The organism is Klebsiella sp. H-Nf2 (genome assembly GCF_002806645.1).
In the GTDB taxonomy this organism is placed as follows: domain Bacteria; phylum Pseudomonadota; class Gammaproteobacteria; order Enterobacterales; family Enterobacteriaceae; genus Klebsiella; species Klebsiella variicola.
On sequence record NZ_PIBL01000003.1, the window covers coordinates 172,819 to 188,400 of the forward strand.

The following is a 15,582-nucleotide window of genomic DNA, read 5'->3' on the forward strand; positions in this document are numbered from 1 at the left end:
GTCAGGGCTCTCCCCTACTTTTTCATCTGCGACAAAATGGTCCGGCACTGGTTGCTATCGCCCTCCGCCGGGGAGACCAGCGCCAACAGCGCGGCGGCCGGCGTCACCAGGGTTGCCAGCGCGGCCGCTACCGCACCGCGGACAATCAGCGGCCCGGCCTTCACCCCCGCCTGCGGCGATTTAAAAGTGCCCCGAACATACAGCGGTGAACGCAGGGTGATCACCCGGAAGCCTTTACTTTCCGGATCGATGGTCAGGTCCAGCTGCTCGGAGGCGAAGCTGGCGGTCCCGGTCACATTGATCAGCGCATTTTCCGTATCAAAGGCAAAAATCTGCGGCCGGGCGACACCGTTGGTCACGTCGATATTGGCCGCCGCACAGTTCACCCGGACCTCCTCATCGCCAAAAATCTGGCCTATCAGGTAGTTGCCGACGTTAAGACCGAGAATTTCCATCAGGTTGCGACTGATCAGGCCGTCGTTCATCAGCAGCTTCAGATTGCCATTACTGTTGCCGAGCAGGGCTGCCACCGAGTTACCGCTGCCGCGCAGCTGGACATCGCCATTCATCTCGCCGAGGGTTTTCTGCATCATCTCGACGTTCGGCATCAGCGCCTTCAGCTTCAGGCGTCGCGCCTGCAGATTGGCCTCACCCTGCAGCGGCTTTTTATCGCCCTGCAGGTGTACGCTGCCGGCAATCGAACCATTGGCCAGGCCAAAGCGCACCGGCTGCAGGCGCAGGTCGCCATCTTCCAGGATCACGTGGGTCGACAGATCGCTGATCGGCAGGGTGCCACCGTGCTCAATTCTCCGGCCCTTAAAACGTACATCGGCATCCATCACCTGCCATTTATCGGTTTCAAAGCGGTCTGCCGGCAGCACTTTACCCGCCGGCTGCGGCCGGTCGCTCGCCTGGCGCGAAGCGCTTTTCTTCGTCCCTTTGCCAGAGTCGACACCGATTAACGGCCCGAGGTCCGCCAGCCGCAGCTGCTTCGACTCCATATCGCCGCTGAGTTTCGGCCGCGGTTTGCCGGTGGTGTAGGTCAGGGAGCCATGAATGTCGCTATCGCCGATCCGACCATTAAAATCCTGATAGTCAAAGCGCATGCTGTTTTTGTGCTTAAAGTCGGCGCGCAAGCGGCCGTCGGTAGAGAACGATGGCGTCTCCGGCAGCAGCACGCCGGTCAGGTCGTAGAGATCGCGCAGCGAGTCGCCGGCGAATTTCAGCCGCAGGTCGATGCCGCCGACGTTGAGCGGGTCGCTGACCGTACCGCTGAACGCCACCCGCGTGTTGCCGGAGTGGAAGTCGCCCTGCAGCGGGAAAGGGGTGCTTGCGCTGCGCAGGGCCAGCATACCGCCGATTTTACCGTTGCCGGTGACCGGCTGGTCCTTGTAGCGGCCCTTCAGCGACAGGCCAAAGACGTAGTCGCCCACTTTTGCCGCGCTATGCCGATCCTTCGTGCCGGTCACTTCGCTGAACGGCAGCGGTTTGCCGAGGGGATCGACGAGGATGGTGATATCGCTGCGGGTGATCTTGTCATCAATGGCGATAGTCCCGCGATCAAAGAGAATGTTATCAAGGCGGAAGGACCAGCTGGAGGGGGCGCTATCGCCCGACGTACGCTGATCGCCTGCCAGCTGAAAGGTCCAGTTATTGTTGTCTTCCGCCAGGCGGATCAGCCGCACGTCGGGCTGTTCCAGCTTGATCCACGGCAGGTACACCGTTTTGCTCAGCAGCGCCAGCGGGGCGAGGGTCGCCTCCACCCGCGGCAGGTGGATCATGGTCACCTGGGGAATGGCCGGCGGGTTGCCCAGCACGATATCTTCCGCGTGCACATGCGGCCACGGAACCCAGCTGCGCCAGCCGCGCTCGTCCGGCTGCCGCTCCCAGACCACACCGAGATCGCCGCGGATGGCGAACGGGCGGTTAAGCTCAGCGGACACTTTCTGATTGATCGTCGGCTTCAGCCGGTTCCAGTCAAAGGTGGCCAGCACGATAAAGAAAAGAACGATCAGCAACAGTATCGTTCCTGTGATGATAACCAACGTTTTACGGGTTCTGCTCATCCCTACTCCGCTCCTTTTGCATCACGTCAGTCCTGAATATAGTCAAAAAGCGGCGTTTCTCCTGGAAATGCGCTTTTCGTCACATTACGCGCGTCAGGTCAAAAAAATAATGGAACGATGTTTTAATATGATTGACCAGTAAAACAGCGCAGCGCACACTAGCGCTCATATCGATTCCATTGCAGGTTCTGGCTATGTCTAAAAAAATTGCCGTCATTGGCGAATGCATGATTGAGCTGTCAGAGAAGAACGGGGCCGTTAACCGCGGCTTTGGCGGCGATACCTTAAACACCTCGGTCTATATCGCAAGGCAGACCGATGCCAGTGCGCTGAACGTCCACTATGTCACCGCGCTGGGAACCGATGCCTTCAGCCAGCAGATGCTCGACAGCTGGCAGCAGGAAAACGTCAACACCGATCTTATCCAGCGGATGGCCGACCGCCTGCCGGGGCTGTATTACATTGAAACTGATGATACCGGCGAGCGCACCTTCTACTACTGGCGCAACGAGGCGGCGGCAAAGTTCTGGCTGGAGAGCGATCGCGCGGCGGCGATTTGTGAAGAGCTGGCCACTTTCGACTATCTCTATCTGAGCGGCATCAGCCTCGCCATTCTCAGCCCGGCCAGCCGCGACAAGCTGTTCACGCTGCTGCGTGAGTGCCGCGCCAACGGCGGCAAGGTGATCTTCGACAACAACTATCGTCCACGCCTGTGGGCCAGCCAGGCGGAGACGCAGCAGGTCTATCAGGAGATGCTCGCCTGCACCGATATCGCGTTTCTGACCCTCGATGATGAAGACGCGCTGTGGGGGGAAAAACCGGTTGCTGAGGTGATCGCCCGCACGCATGCCGCCGGAGTGGAAGAGGTGGTGGTGAAGCGCGGGGCGGATGCCTGCCTGGTCTCGGTTAGCGGGCAACCGCTACAGGAAGTGCCGGCTGTCAGGCTGGCCAAAGAGAAGGTGGTGGATACCACCGCCGCCGGAGACTCCTTCAGCGCCGGTTATCTGGCTGTTCGCCTGACCGGTGGCGATGCTGAATCCGCCGCCAAACGCGGACACCTGACCGCCAGCACGGTGATCCAGTATCGTGGGGCGATCATCCCACGGGAAGCGATGCCGCAGTAATTCTCCGCAGGAAGCGCTCTCCGGCCGCCGCTGGCGCGCCGGAGAGGCGTTAGGTTACTGCCCTGGCGGGATGTCGCTGGCCTCGCTGTGAGCGTCAACCGTATCAGCGCTACCGCTGACCGCCGCGGCCGCCGGATTCGGCGCCATCAGTTTTTCCCACGTAGCCTGCAGTTCCTTCATGTTATATTCCGGTTCGCCTTTCGGCTGCTGCAGCACCAGCGCCATATCCTGAGACAGCTGCTGACGCAGGTACTGGTTCAGCATGTCGACCGTCAGGGAGTTGAGGAACTCCTGGCGCAGCTTCTGGTACTGCTCCGGCGCGATATCCACCACCTGATTCTGCAGAGAGCGCATGCGCTGGCTCATCAGAATGTCGGTGTCCGTGCGCGCATAGGTGGCAAACAGCTTCTGCAGCTCAAGGCTTTTCTGGGCGATAAGCGCGTCAAACTCCTCCTGCGGCAGGCCGTTGTCCCGCACTTTCGCCAGCTCGCGCGAGACCACGCTCAGGTTGTTGTTCAGACGCTCGCCCGGCGATTCGATATTGATGGCGCACTGCGCGCGCTGATAGAGCACCCGGCAGTCAAAGCCAAGACCAATATCCTTCACGTTATTTTTGCTCAGGCTCTGCTGCACGTGCCAGAACAGCGCTTCGCGGGCGAGGTCGTCGCGCCAGTAGCGCTGCAGCGCCGCGGAATCACGGATTGGCTGCCATGGCGCATCCCACATGATGGACAGTTTGTCCTGCCGCACCGCGCTGGTCATGATGCTGACCGGCACGGTAGGCAGTGGTGATAAGGTCGGCACCGCCGCGGGTGTTTCCCGCTTGCCCTTCAGATCGCCGAAGGTTTTACTGATTTGCTCGGCGACGCTGCGGCTGTCGACGTTACCGACCACAATCAGCGTCATAGCGTCGGGGGTGTACCATTTATGATAAAAGTCTTTCAGGTGCGCCACGTCAATCGGCTGCTTCAGCGGCGCTGCGGGATCATGGCCCAGCATAGTGGACCCTTTCAGGCGGTAGCGCCACCAGCCCTCTTTGGTATCCAGCGGCCAGGTCGCCACCATGTCGCTGCCCTGCAGCGCATGATTGATCGATTCAGGCGTAATGGTCAGCTTACCGCTGGCGTCCGCCAGCCAGCTCAGCGCCTCTTTCAGCAGATCGTTGCGGTTATTGGGCAGACTGAGATTAAACATCGTGTAATCGTAAGAGACGATGGCCGGCGGCAGAGGACGCTTCGGGTCAATACTCTGCTGCCATAAAGAGCGCGCCTGCATCGTTGGCAGGCTACCGCTTTGCGTCAACGCCAGGCGGGGAATAAAGCGGCTGAAACCGCTCTGCTGAGTGCTTTCGCTCAGCGAACCAATATTCACGGACAGACGGACTTCAATACGGTCGCTGGGACGCTGCGGCGTGGCCAGCACCTGCCACGTCAAACCATTCGCTAAGGTCCCTTGTTGCCAGGCCGGATCAGGCTGGAGCGCTTCTGCCTGCACATAACCGGCCGCCGCTACCATCAGCAAACCGCCCGTTAAGAGTTTAATTGTTGTGCCCTGCATGTGAACCCCTGATGAACATTCCTGGTTACAACAGCACCCCACTGACGGGCTGCCGAAAAAAGTGAGAGTGAAATACGTCGGTTAGACCACACGGAGACGAAAATGTCGCATGACAACGCAAAATAATCATTTCGTGTCATTTCCGCCGGGCGGAAATGACCTCTAATTATGCGCAGGAGCCCGTACTCCAGCAAGGGAGTACGGGCCTAAGAGGAGGATTTAAGAGGATAATTCGTGCGATTTGTTCGCTGGAACACGGTTATTCAGAACATCATCCATCTGTTTGGCATCGAGTTCTTTGACCCATTTGGCCACCACCACCGTAGCGACGCCGTTACCCACCAGGTTGGTCAGCGCACGGGCTTCGGACATAAAGCGGTCAATACCGAGGATCAGCGCCAGGCCGGCCACCGGCAAATGCCCGACGGCGGAGATGGTCGCCGCCAGCACGATGAAGCCGCTGCCGGTCACCCCTGCCGCCCCTTTCGAGGAGAGCAGCAGCACCACCAGCAGGGTGATCTGGTGGAAAATATCCATATGGCTGTTGGTCGCCTGGGCGATAAAGACCGCGGCCATCGTCAGATAGATAGAGGTGCCATCGAGGTTGAATGAATAGCCGGTCGGGATCACCAGGCCCACCACCGATTTGCGGCAGCCCAGCTTCTCCATTTTGTCGAGCATTCTCGGCAGCGCCGATTCTGACGAGGAGGTCCCCAGCACAATCAGCAGCTCCTCACGGATATAGCGGATAAATTTGAAGATGCTAAAGCCGGTGGCCCGGGCGATGCTGCCCAGCACGACTACCACAAACAGGATACAGGTGATATAGAAGCAGATAATCAGCTGCCCCAGCTGCACCAGGGTGCCGACGCCATATTTACCAATGGTAAAGGCCATGGCCCCGAAGGCACCGATCGGCGCCAGGCGCATGATCATATTGATGATGCCGAAGATGACCTGTGAGAAGCTTTCAATGACGTTGAAAATCAGCTGACCTTTGCTGCCCAGACGGTGCAGAGCAAAACCAAACAGGACAGCGAACAGCAGAACCTGCAGAATGTTGCCGCTGGCGAAGGCGCCAATGACGCTGCCCGGGATCACATCCAGTAAAAAGGCCACCACCCCCTGGTCTTTCGCCTGCTCAGCGTACATCGCCACCGCTTTCGCATCGAGCGTCGACGGGTCAACGTTCATGCCGGCGCCCGGCTGCACCACGTTGACAATAATCAGACCGATAATCAGCGCGATTGTGCTGACCACTTCGAAATAGAGCAGCGCCACCGCACCGGTACGGCCGACGGCTTTCATACTCTCCATCCCGGCGATCCCCGTCACGACGGTACAGAAGATAACCGGAGCAATCACCATTTTAATCAGCTTAACGAAGGCGTCGCCGAGGGGTTTCATTTGCGCGCCCAGTTCCGGGTAAAAATGGCCCAGCAGAATACCGATCGCTATGGCCGTCAGAACCTGGACATAGAGGCTTTTAAAGATAGAGGTTTTCATAGGGTGTCCTTTGGGAATAACCACAGAGCAAGAAGGGATATTTGACGTCTGTGGCTTAAAAATAACACCCTGGAAACATTTCAGAAATAACTAACGCCGAAAGTGCAACGCAATTGTTAAAATCTTTGAGCTGACTCGCACAAGTCAACAAAATATTTACAAATTTGCATCCTCCTGGACCGGAGATAAATAGCGCGCGCTGAATGCCTCCTGCGGCAAAGCGCAACCGAACAGATGGCCCTGGAGCACCTCGACGCCAGCGGTTTGCAACCAGCGGTACTGGGCGTCGCTCTCCACTCCTTCCGCCACGATACGCAGCGACAGGCCGCGCGCAAGCTGGATCATCGCCGGCACCATGCTGACATCCTCCGGCAGCATATCGATGAATACCTTATCGATTTTCAGAATATCCACCGGCAGGGCCTTCATCTGCTGCAGCTGGTGCAACCCGGCATAACCCATGCCAAAGTCATCCAGCGCAATCTGCACCCCGGCCTCGCGCAGCGGTCGCAACCGCGCCATCACATCCTGCGGATCGTCCATCCGACAGCTCTCCGTCACCTCGAGGATGAGGGTGCCCGGGGCAATGCGGTAGCGGGCGATCAGCTTCAGCATCTCCTCACCACGATCGTGTTCCAGCAGCTGGAGCAGGGAAACATTGACCGACAGCGGCAGCATAATCCCCTGGCTTTGCCAGGCCGCCAGCTGGCGGCAGGCCTCTTCCATCACCCAGTAGCCGACCGGGATAATCAGCCCGCAGGACTCAATACGCTCAATCAGCGACGGCGGTAGCGACCAGCTGCCATCCGCCTGCCGCTGGCGCAGCAGCACCTCGGCGCCGCAGATCTCGCCGCTGGCGCAGGCCACCTGCGGTTGCAGCCAGATAGCGAACTGCTGGTTGTCGAGGGCGGTCATAATGTCGTGCTCTTCCATCAGACGGCGCTGAGCCTTTTCCATCTGCTCGGGATCGAAGAACTCAATCTGGTTTTTGCCTTTACGTCGTGCGGTGACGGCAGCCGACACCGCGCGCCGGTAAAACTGTTCGGCACTGAGCCCGGCGTGGAACATGGCGATCCCGACGCTGGCGTAGGGGCGCAGCTGCAGCCCATGCAGCGGCAAACGCTCATTAATAATAGTGAGCACTTGCTTACTTAACGTCACCGCCTGCCACGGTTCAGCAAGGCCATCGGCGAGAATCGCGAAGTCATACCCGCTCACCTGAGCCAGCACCATTTGCGGCGGAATGGCGGCTCGCAGCTTCTCCACCAGCGTCAGGAGCAGCATTTCGCGCTGGCTCTCCTTGAGGACGCCGGCGGCGTCCTGCAGGGTTTCGCAGGCGACGACGATCAGCGCGGCGCTCTGCGGGCGGGCCACCGTCTGCTCCAGCATCGCCAGCAGAAAGGCTTTATTCGGCAGCTCGGAGACCGGGAAGCGGGTCGACTGGATGGACAGCTCATCATGCTGGCGCACCAGGCTCTGCTGGTTGCGGTTATAGCTGCGCACCAGCATGCCGATCTCGTCGTCGTGATGCAGGCGCGGGAGCGTTAGCTGATGGCCGAGACGCTCCTGCTGAGAGAGATCGTTCAGCTCACGGGCGATACGCCGCAACGGGCGCACCATCAGCCGGTTGATACACCAGGTCAGCGCCACCGTCAGCATTAGCACCAAAAGTAAGTAAGCCGTCACTAACGTAGCAAGGGCGCTCATGACAAACTTATACATGCGATAGGAGTCGGCCTGCAGCACCAGATAGGCCAGCGGCTGCGGGTTGGCTGGCCGCTCCAGTGAATAAATAGGTAACGAAATCTGCACCGGCAGCTCAAACAGCCGGGTGACGGTCACCGGCACCGGCCGCTCGGGGATAAATCGCATCCGCAGCGCCTGGAACTGGTTCGGCAATACCACATCCGCCCGGCTGACGATGCCAGCAGGCTGGATACGGCTCAAAATGGCTTCCGCTTCCGGAATATCGGCTTTCAGAATAGCCGCAGATAACGGTTCGCGAACGGATCGCGCGATACTTTCTAACTGCGTGGCCGTGGTAAAGCGACTCTGTTGCACAAAGTGAAACAGCAAAATAGTGCAAAAAACCAATACAAATGCCATGGACACGCTCGCGACCATCGCCATCTGTTTGATTGTAAGTGAACGGCTGACGCGCAACGGTGTTCTCCACTGATACTGAATGCATACCCGGCATCAATCCTTCAATCCCGGTCGTTTCAGGCTGATTATATACTTAAATCCTTCGCCCACGCCCGCGAGGGATGAAGTGGCGGGATATTTCCGCGCGCTAGCGCAGACGCCGGGAAAGCCTCCCCGGCGGCCGACGGTGGGCAATGACACACGAGTATACGCGAAGCGCGCCGTGGAGTGGCGCTCTGTGACGTAATTCAGCCTATTCTGCTACCAGTCGGCGTAGGGCACCAGCGGCTGGGGCGGCATATCCAGATCCCCCTGCCAACCGGCCGCCGAGTAGCGGACGTAAAGCAGCGCATGGCTCGGGGTGTAATCCTTCGCCTGCTGAATATCGACCGCGGCGCCGACGAACCAGTTGCTGGTCACCCGCCGCTCCACCAGCGCTCTGGCGGTGTAACCAAATCCCTGGCTGCTGCTTCCCTGCTCCGTCAGCTCGCTGGCGCGCTGGCGGTAGTCGGACGGGATCAGGTTCAGCAGCGGATAACGGGCTTGCGTCTGGGTGCGCGAATGGGACCATGACACCGACCCGCCGAGCTCCCAGGACCAGTTCTCGGTACGCTGACGCCAGGTCACCGGCACGGCGAATGAGAGATATTCCTGCGGGCTGTAGTAGCCGCCCTGGCCGAGGGTGTAGCCGCTGAGATCTTTGTCGTAGTGCCAGATCATATTGTTGAGGCCGACGGTGACGCGACGATTATTCTCGTTGATGACCTTGTAGTAGTACCCGGTCATCCAGCGCACGCGCCAGTTATCCGCCACGTTTTTACCGGTCAGCGAGTCGGCCCCCAGTGAGGACCAGATACCGTGCGCTTCGCCCCGGTCATAGCTGAGGCTCAGGCCGCCGCCGTCGGCGCGGACGCCGCCCCAGGTGGTGCCGGTATGGCTGCTGCTGTCTTTCTGCCCGCCAAAGGAGAGCAGCGAGCTGGAGATGGGGCGCCGGTGGACGTTGACCGTGTACCCCACCGGCCCGACATCGCTGCTGTAGCTCAGCCCCCCCACCACATCGACGACATTGAAGCCCATCGGCGTGGTGCCGATATCGCCGCTCCAGGTGTCATTCTTCCAGCCGACCGCCACGCTGGCCCCGCTGTCGGTCTGGTTTTTACTGCCGCTGGTACAGGCGATCTCCCCGCAGGTACCCCAGCTGGGCGAGTAGCTCCCGTCGCTGTGGGTGGAAAAGCTGCCGGCATCCATATTGACCAGATCGGTGCGGAAGAACATCCGGCCATCCGCCAGCGGAGCATCCACCTGCAGCATGGTGGTATGCGCCTTCAGGTCGGAATAGCCGCCGGTGCCGCTGGAACCCCAGAAGTCGTGTTCCAGGGTGACGTTCAGATCCTGCTGGCGATAAAGGTCGGCGGCGTCGCTGCGGATCCCGCGCTTCAGCCAGTCATCCCGGCTGTCGTTGCGCGTCAGCCGCGTAAAGGTATCGTTGTCCTGCGGCTGCGCGGGGGTGATCCCGGAGGCCACCATCGCCTCCCGGTAGTGCGTCAGCGCCTGCTGCGGCGCCCCGGTCTGGGTGGCAAAGCGCGCGGCATCGCGCAGCACCAGCGCGCTCTCCATAGAGGGCGGCTGCGCCTTCGCCTGCGGCACAATCTGGTTAAAAATCTGTTGGGCATCAGCGGTATCACCAAGGCCGGCTCGCGCCAGGGCGACCCGACGCTGCATATTCATGGATTCGGTCTCTGCGCCTTTCAGCTGCATGACCTGCGCCCGGGCGGCCTGTTTATCGCCCTCGGCCAGGTAGACTTCCGCAAGGCCGAGGCGCGCATCGCCGTTATCAGCCTCCTGGCGCAGCACCCGCTGATAGTCGGCAATCGCCGTCTGGCTGTCGCCGCGCTGCTGCGCCCAGTCGGCCAGCGTCAGGTCATAGCGCACCGAGGCGGGCTGCTGTTGGATAAGGGCGATCGCCTGCGCTTCGTCACCGCTGTCGCGCAGCTGGTTGGCCTGGCGCAGCACCCGGTCGCTTTGCAGACGCGCCTCAAGTTCACGAATGTTATCCGTCCACGCGCTGCGCGGCAGAGCGGCGATTTGCGCCAGGGCCAGATCGTCCTGGTCGTTCCCCGACAGGTAGAGCCCCGAGGCGTAGACCCGTTCAGCATCCTGCGGCTGGCGGTTGACCATCGCCCGCATCAGTGCATCGGCCTCCTGGCGCTCACCGGCGCTGACCAGATCGCGCGCCAGACGGTAGGTTATCCACACGCTGTCCGGATCCAGCGCCAGGCGCCGACGCTGAACTTCCGCCGCCTGCGCCCAGTTGCCCTGGCTCTCCAGGGCCTGCGCCTGTTTCTCCAGCCGGTCGTTGGTCAGGCTGCGCTCAATATCATCGATGCTCCGCCGCTGAGCGGGAGGGAGGCCGGCGATCCAGGCGCTGGCTTTCTCCGGCGATTCGGCGCGATAGAGGTTGGCCAGACCGCGCACCGCCAGGTTATTGCCGCGATCCAGGCGCAACGCCTGCTGGTAATAGCGCTCCGCCGCCGCCGCCTCTTTGCGCGCCGCCGCAACGTCCCCCAGCCCCAGCACGGCATAGCTGTCGGTCCGATCGACCCGCTGCGCCTGGGCATAATAGTTCTGCGCCTGCGAAAGCTGGCCGGCCTTCAGGGCGTTATCCCCCTGCTTGATCAGTAGCCAGTAACGGTTGGTTTGCAGCAGGCTGTCCCATTTGCCGCGGTTCGGGCTGTCGGGGTCCATGGCAATCGCTTTATTGAGCTGCGACACAGCTCGCGCGCGGTCACCGCGCTGAGAATAGGCCTGGCCGAGGGCACCCACCGCATCGCTGTCGCGGCTGTCGGCCTGAACGGCTTTCTGCAGATCCGCGACCGCCTGCGAGGCATTCCCGGACTTGACCGCCGCCAGCCCTTCCGAGCGGGCGCGGAAGGTCGGATCCTGCAGCTGCGCCTGCTGCTGGTCGAGCAGAACGCGGGCGTTGGCCGCCACCGAGCCGGTGGGGAACTGCAGGAGAAATTGCTGCAACGCCTGCACGCTGGCCTTGCTCACCGGCATGCTTTTCACCTCACTGAACCACATATCGGCGGCGATACCACGCCCTGAGGCCGAGCGGGCCATCTCCGCCAGATAGGCGAACCCTTCCTGCGGTTTGTTATCGGCAAACATCTGCTTCGCCAGCGAAGTCAGCAGGCTGACGTTGCCCGGCGTGCTGGCGTTCAGTTTTTTCAACTGGCTGACGCCTTCGCTATGGCGGGCCGGCAGGCGCGCCACCAGCGTCCAGTATTCAATGGCGACGTCAACGTCATCCGGCACGCCGCCGTACAGTTTTTCATAGGCGGCGATGGCTTCATCGACCTTCCCGGCCACGCCCAGCAGTCGCGCCTGCTGCAGCGCCTGCCGGCCCTCGCCGGTGTTGCTTTTCATCTCATTGCGCGATGCTTTCAGTTCCGGAGAGTCCGGCGCCAGCTTCGTTAGTCGTTCCAGCTCTTTTTGCGCCCCGGCGGCATCCCCCTGACGCAGCAGGTAGCGCATCCGCGCGGCAATCAGGTCCGGGTTGTTGGGGTCAATCAGCTCCAGGCGGTACAGCGACTGGCGCACCAGGTCTTCACGGTGGCTGGCCTCGCCGAGGCGCACCTGCTCCAGCAGATGTTCCTGGGCAGGCGTCGTCGCCGCCTGCGCTAACGGCAGCAGCGCAACGCCGAGGGACAGCGTGAGTAAACTTAGTGAGAGCTTGCGCATTCCTGGTTCCAGTCAGGTTGTAATTCGCCACCCGCAGTGAAACGAAAACGGTGTTGATCCCACCCCTGGCCGAACAGCGTCAGGACCGCGCTATAGTAGGCATCCGCGCCGGGATAGTTATCGGCGACGCGCTGGCGTTGCACCGACCGGGCCTCGTCGTCCTGTAAAAATGGTAGCATCACCGCGGAGAAGCCCACGGGTCCCTGGCCGCTGGTCTTGCCGGTGGCAATATTCACTTTCTCCGGGGGCACACCCTGCTCCGTGGTCTGCGCCGCCATCGGCGCAAAGCGTTGCAGCAGGCGCGCTTTCTGCTTATCGCCATCATGGAGCATGCCCACCCACAGGTAGACGCGAATCGCGTCATAGCTGCCGATCAGCGGCTTTTCGGTTTTCAGCTGCCAGCCTTTCCCTTTCTCATAGCGCACCCAGTCCGGGGTAAAGCCTTTCGGCGCGGTCTCCAGCAGCAGGCGCAGGTTACTGTCGCGCAGGGCAGGCCACGGCGCGCCAAAACGCACAAAGTAGGTGGCCAGCTGCGGCGGAAGATAGCTGGGGTTAAACCGCCAGCCGCTGTCATCGGCAAAACCGACTTTTCCCGGCAGCAGCATCGTGCCAAGGCCCGGCACCGCCACTGTCTCTTCATCGACAATCCGCGCCAGCAGCGCTTTTCCGGTCTCGGTATACTGCGGCTGCTGCCACAGGCGGCCCGCCTCCAGCAGCGCCCAGGCTATCCACAGATCCGAGTCGGATGCCGAGTTGCTGTCCAGCAGGGTCCACTGCTTGTCGTCCTTTTTCCCCCACAGCCAGCCCGGCAGATGTTGTCGCAAGTCACCTTCCGCCAGGTTGTTCTGCGTCCAGGTCAGCAGTTTGTCGAACCCTGCGCGATCGTTGGCTGCCAGGGCGAAGAACAGGCCATAGCTCTGTCCTTCTGAGGTGGAGATTTTGCGCGCATCGCTGGGGTCAATCACCCGACCCTCAGGGCTGACGTACGCTTTTTTAAACTGCTCCCAGGCGGGCCACTGGCAGGCGGCGCCCACCGGGGCCGCCGCCAGCAGCAGCGCGGAGAGCACCGCGCCACAAAGTACTTTCATCATGATTTATTCATCATCCAGGCTAAGACGGCGGCGGCTGATGATGCGCAGCATGCGCCACAGCACCCACGCCAGCAGCACGATACTGATGGCAGCGAAGATCGCCAGCAGGATCGGGTGGTTAGAGAGCGCGAACCAGATACGCTCGAACCAGGGCAGATGGCCGACATAGTAAACGTCGCCCACTCGCAGGCTGTTGACGCCGGACTCACGGATCACTGCCACCGACCCAAACATTGCTGCCCGCTTACCGCTGTCGTTGAGGGCGTTGGTCAGCAGTTCATTACCGCGCGGGCTGTCGGCCAGCAGGGCCACCACGCTGCGCTGATCGTTATACGGCGACTGGAAGCCAATCACCGACGCCATCGGTCCGGTGGAGGTAATGTCGGTACGCGTGTTGGGCGTGCGGGCCTCATCGTCGGGATAAATGCTCGCCAGGTCATAGTGGCGCATCGGCATTTTCACCCAGCTTTTGGTCGCCTCAACCAGCAGGTTGATTTTGGTGTCGTCCTTGAGGGCCGACGGGATCGCGCCGATCAGCAGCAGATCCGCGTCTTTATCCTTGATCTGGGTGCCATCGTCGGTCATCTGCAGATTAATCGCCGCCAGACCGGTCTGCGAACCGATGCCGCCCAGCGCCTGCAGCAGCGTCGCCACCTGACCCTGGGTCGGCGCCTTCGGCACCACCACCAGCGTGTCGGCGAGATCCGCCATACGGCTATATGGGAAGCCCGCGTTGGCGAAGACGCGCAGGTCCGGCAGGGCGATAAAGTGATAATACTTTGAGAAGTCGATGGTCGAATCGTCACCGATCACCACATGGTTCTGCACCGGCTGGAAGGTAATACAGTTGTCGATGGAGCCGCCCGGCATCGGGTTCATGTACTGGAAGTCAAAGCGCAGCTGGTTGACCGCCCCGAGACGCAGCGCGGGGATGGTGACCTCTGATTTGCCGTCCAGCAGGCCCTGCAGCACCGGCAGACGCAGGATCAGTTTATTCACGTCCTGAGCACTGTTCAGGCTGAATGACTGCAGGAACTGGTCGTTGAGGCTGATATCCATCCGCGAGCTGTCCTTCACCGGCGGCATGGTGTAGCGATATTTCAGATCCATATCGATGCCGTTGGCCCGCAGCAAATAGAGATCCGGCGGCAGGTTAAGCGCCACGGTGATGGCATCCGGCACCAGACCGCTGGACTGCAGCTGTTGCTCATAGGTTTTCAGCTCAGCAAAGGTGACCGAGCGGTCGGTGCGCACCCAGTTCGGCGCGTCGTAAGGCTGACGCGGCTGCAGGGTTTTGATGCCGTCCACGGTGACGCTGCTGCCGCGGAATAAAATATTGCCCTGGGCAATCCCCTTCGCCGCCAGCAGCAGGTCGTTATCATCGCGGCCGAAAATCACCAGCAGCTTGACGTAAGGATCGTTCGGGTTGTCGATCATTTCGATGGTCGGTGCCTTGACCGGCGGATGATCGCGCAGGAAGTCCGGGCGCTTGTCGTTAGTGGCGAACACAATGGCGTTACGATCCGGCAGTTCGTTGAAATAGACCGGGAACTGCTGGCCGCGCCAGCCAGCCTTGCTGCCGAACCAGGAGGCGACAATCGCCGCCGCCTGCTGCTGGGCGACCGCCGGCGAGGCCGGGAAAATCATCGGTAGCGTCAGCGGGCGGTTATCACGCGGATCGTAGAACGGCACCGGGAAGTGCGACAGATCGTTACGCACCTTCAGCGACTGATAGGTGAGATCCAGATAGCTTTCGCGCCCGACGTCCAGCCACAGCGTGCTGCTGGCGGGGTTTTCACAGACGTCGCGGTAGTGGCCGACAAACTCCAGCCGTACGCGGTTGAAGTCGGTGATGTACAGCGGGTCAATCGGCAACTGCGCGCGGATCTTTTTCCCCAGTTGCTCTTTAGTCACGGGCAGGACGCCCATCAGCTCATCGTTGAGATAGACTTTCAGCTGCGACTGCACGGGCAGCAGCGAGGGCGATGGGGTGTATTCCAGATTGAGCAGCGCGTTGGCGACCAGCTCATCGCTGCGCATGCCGAATTCGACCGACGCGTCAGGCCGTGAGCCACGCAGCACAATGCTGCCGGGCGGCGGCGCGATGGTGGCAAAAGTTAGCTTCACCTCCCGCTGCGGGACGTTCTCGGCCACTACCGCCGGAGCGGTCGGTTCGGCGAGGGTCGCCGTCGGCTCGCCCACCACGATCGGCGCACCCGGGGTCGCTACCTGCGGCTGAACGCCAGGGGCGGCGTTCGCCACGGCGGCCGGCGCCGCATAAGAGGCCAGCGGATACCAGCTGCACATGCCCACCGCTACTGCACACATCCAGGAAAGTTTTCTTTTCATCGC

Annotated in this window: 8 protein-coding genes; 1 reads left to right on the forward strand and 7 read right to left on the reverse strand. The window is 61.1% G+C overall.

Features of this window, described 5'->3' with window-relative positions:
* Positions 1 to 14: 14 nt before the first annotated feature.
* Positions 15 to 2,066 carry an AsmA family protein gene (locus CWM58_RS11220; RefSeq protein WP_100680938.1) on the reverse strand — a complete coding sequence of 684 codons (2,052 nt, stop codon included), beginning with the start codon at positions 2,064 to 2,066 and terminating at the stop codon, positions 15 to 17.
* Between the two features lie 194 nt (positions 2,067 to 2,260).
* Between CWM58_RS11220 and CWM58_RS11225 the strand changes: the two genes are divergently transcribed.
* The gene (locus CWM58_RS11225) at positions 2,261 to 3,190 is read left to right on the forward strand and encodes a sugar kinase (RefSeq protein WP_100680939.1); all 930 of its coding nucleotides are present in this window, start codon (positions 2,261 to 2,263) and stop codon (positions 3,188 to 3,190) included.
* 54 nt (positions 3,191 to 3,244) lie between these two features.
* On the opposite strand, the gene CWM58_RS11230 is transcribed toward CWM58_RS11225, so the two are convergent.
* From CWM58_RS11230 to bcsB, 6 genes are all read right to left on the reverse strand, one after another.
* On the reverse strand, positions 3,245 to 4,747 hold the full coding sequence (locus CWM58_RS11230; RefSeq protein ID WP_061153028.1) for a M16 family metallopeptidase: 1,503 nt from the start codon (positions 4,745 to 4,747) through the stop codon (positions 3,245 to 3,247).
* A gap of 219 nt (positions 4,748 to 4,966) precedes the next feature.
* The gene (locus tag CWM58_RS11235) at positions 4,967 to 6,253 is read right to left on the reverse strand and encodes a dicarboxylate/amino acid:cation symporter (protein WP_061153027.1); all 1,287 of its coding nucleotides are present in this window, start codon (positions 6,251 to 6,253) and stop codon (positions 4,967 to 4,969) included.
* Between the two features lie 156 nt (positions 6,254 to 6,409).
* Positions 6,410 to 8,416 carry a biofilm formation regulator HmsP gene (gene hmsP, locus CWM58_RS11245; protein WP_206053090.1) on the reverse strand — a complete coding sequence of 669 codons (2,007 nt, stop codon included), beginning with the start codon at positions 8,414 to 8,416 and terminating at the stop codon, positions 6,410 to 6,412.
* A 243-nt stretch (positions 8,417 to 8,659) separates the two neighbouring features.
* Positions 8,660 to 12,139: a cellulose synthase complex outer membrane protein BcsC gene (gene bcsC / locus CWM58_RS11250; RefSeq protein ID WP_100680940.1), complete on the reverse strand. Its 3,480-nt coding sequence runs from the start codon at positions 12,137 to 12,139 to the stop codon at positions 8,660 to 8,662.
* Complete coding sequence (gene bcsZ, locus CWM58_RS11255) at positions 12,121 to 13,230, reverse strand: cellulose synthase complex periplasmic endoglucanase BcsZ (RefSeq protein WP_100631004.1); 1,110 nt, start codon at positions 13,228 to 13,230, stop codon at positions 12,121 to 12,123. Before bcsZ ends, bcsC begins: the two co-directional genes overlap by 19 nt.
* 3 nt (positions 13,231 to 13,233) lie before the next feature.
* Positions 13,234 to 15,579: a cellulose biosynthesis cyclic di-GMP-binding regulatory protein BcsB gene (bcsB, locus tag CWM58_RS11260; RefSeq protein ID WP_100681010.1), complete on the reverse strand. Its 2,346-nt coding sequence runs from the start codon at positions 15,577 to 15,579 to the stop codon at positions 13,234 to 13,236.
* Between the last annotated feature and the right edge of the window lie 3 nt (positions 15,580 to 15,582).

Bases quoted from the DNA above. Each gene is read 5' to 3' on its own strand.
- CWM58_RS11220 (WP_100680938.1), bottom strand. From the start codon at position 2,066: ATGAGCAGAACCCGTAAAACGTTGGTTATCATCACAGGAACGATACTG.
- bcsB (WP_100681010.1), bottom strand. From the start codon at position 15,579: ATGAAAAGAAAACTTTCCTGGATGTGTGCAGTAGCGGTGGGCATGTGC.
- bcsZ (WP_100631004.1), bottom strand. From the start codon at position 13,230: ATGATGAAAGTACTTTGTGGCGCGGTGCTCTCCGCGCTGCTGCTGGCG.
- bcsC (WP_100680940.1), bottom strand. From the start codon at position 12,139: ATGCGCAAGCTCTCACTAAGTTTACTCACGCTGTCCCTCGGCGTTGCG.
- CWM58_RS11230 (WP_061153028.1), bottom strand. From the start codon at position 4,747: ATGCAGGGCACAACAATTAAACTCTTAACGGGCGGTTTGCTGATGGTA.
- CWM58_RS11225 (WP_100680939.1), top strand. From the start codon at position 2,261: ATGTCTAAAAAAATTGCCGTCATTGGCGAATGCATGATTGAGCTGTCA.
- CWM58_RS11235 (WP_061153027.1), bottom strand. From the start codon at position 6,253: ATGAAAACCTCTATCTTTAAAAGCCTCTATGTCCAGGTTCTGACGGCC.